General features: G+C 44.1%; 1 protein-coding gene and 1 pseudogene. Both read right to left on the bottom strand.

All coding sequences use genetic code 11. The annotated features are described in order from the left end of the window. Positions 1–861 (bottom strand): acetyl-CoA carboxylase, carboxyltransferase subunit beta (gene accD / locus SMIDD26_RS08230; protein ID WP_134990263.1); only part of this gene is annotated, 861 nt, incomplete at its 3' end. 36 nt (positions 862–897) lie between these two features. Next, positions 898–1957: pseudogene (locus SMIDD26_RS08235) on the bottom strand (acetyl-CoA carboxylase biotin carboxylase subunit); the annotation flags it as partial.

Raw genomic sequence — 1957 nt, forward strand, 5'->3', positions numbered from 1 at the left:
AGAACCCCCTCCGTGCAATCTGACTAGGCTAGCAATCGTATCTGGCAAATCTCTTCTTTTGACAATAGCATCCACAAAACCATGTTCCAATAGGAATTCTGCCTTTTGGAACCCCTCAGGCAAGCTTTCACGAACCGTGTTTTCAATCACACGACGCCCAGCAAAACCAACCAAACTTTGTGGTTCAGCCAGAATGATATCGCCTTCCATAGCGAAAGAAGCTGTCACACCACCTGTCGTTGGATCTGTCAAAATGGTCAGATAAAAGAGACCAGCATTTGAATGGCGTTTAACTGCTGCAGAAATCTTGGCCATCTGCATGAGACTCATGATTCCTTCCTGCATACGGGCTCCACCAGAAGCTGTGAATAGGACAACCGGCAATTTTTCGACAGTCGCATACTCAAACAAACGAGTGATTTTTTCCCCTACAACTGTACCCATAGAAGCCATGATAAAGTTGGAATCCATAATCCCAAGAGCCACAGTCTGACCTTTAATAAGAGCAGTTCCTGTCACAACAGCTTCGTCCAGACCAGTTTTTTCACGCATAGTTGCTAGTTTCTTTTGGTAACCAGGGAAATGCAAGGGATCCTTGCTTTCAATCCCTGTAAACAATTCCTTGAAGGTTCCCATATCAATCGTCAAAGCCAAGCGTTCTTGGGCAGAAATACGAAAGGTATAGCTACAGTGCGGACAGATACGCTCACTTCCCAGATCCTTCTGATAAATGGTATGCTTACAGCCTGGACACTGGGAGAATAATTCATCTGGAACCTCTGGCTTTGCTTGAGGTTTTTCCCTAACCGAACGATTGGGATTGATTCGAATATACTTATCTTTTTTACTAAATAGAGCCATTGATTCCCCTTTTCGGTTTAAACTCTTGAAGTCATTTTATTCTTTTTCTTGATATTTAGGTAAGAAGGTTTCCATCAAGAAAGAAGTATCATAATCCCCAGCAATGACATTGCGATTTGAAATAAGGTCAAGCTGGAAATCTGCATTGGTCTGCACTCCTTCTATCTCTAATTCATAGAGGGCACGTTGCATTTTCATCAAGGCATCAAAACGATTTTCGCCGTGTACGATGATTTTTGCGATCATACTATCATAATAAGGCGGAATGGTGTAACCTGGATAAACTGCTGAATCCACGCGCAAGCCAACTCCACCACTTGGCAGATAGAGATTGGTAATCTTACCTGGACTTGGAGCAAAGTTGAAGGCTGGGTTTTCTGCATTGATACGACACTCGATGGCATGACCGCGTAGGACAATATCTTCTTGCTTAACAGACAAAGGCTGACCTGCCGCAATGCGAATCTGTTCCTTAACGATATCCACACCTGAAACAAACTCTGTTACTGGATGCTCTACCTGAACACGTGTATTCATCTCCATGAAATAGAAATTACTACTTGCTTCATCAAGAAGAAACTCAATGGTTCCTGCATTTTCATAACCAACAGACTCTGCCGCTCGAACAGCAGCCGCACCGATTTCATGGCGTAGCGTTTTGCCAATTGCAATCGAAGGACTTTCTTCCAAAACCTTTTGGTTATTCCGTTGAAGAGAACAATCCCGTTCCCCCAAGTGAATCACATGTCCATGTTCATCTCCTAGGATTTGAACTTCGATGTGACGAGCTGGATAGATAACCCGTTCAATGTACATGGCACCATTGCCATAATTGGCCTTGGCCTCACTAGATGCAGTTTCAAAGGCGGAAACGAGGTCTTCTGGTTTTTCAACCTTACGAATCCCTTTACCGCCACCACCTGCTGAAGCCTTGAGCATAACAGGATAGCCAATTTTTTCAGCAACAATCAAAGCTTCCTCAGAGTTATGCACTTCTCCATCTGAACCTGGTATAACAGGCACGCCTGCTTTGATCATCTGAGCGCGCGCATTGATCTTATCCCCCACTCATATCCATGACATGACCAGATGGGCC

The sequence above is a fragment of the Streptococcus mitis genome, assembly GCF_001579035.1.
In the GTDB taxonomy this organism is placed as follows: domain Bacteria; phylum Bacillota; class Bacilli; order Lactobacillales; family Streptococcaceae; genus Streptococcus; species Streptococcus mitis_J.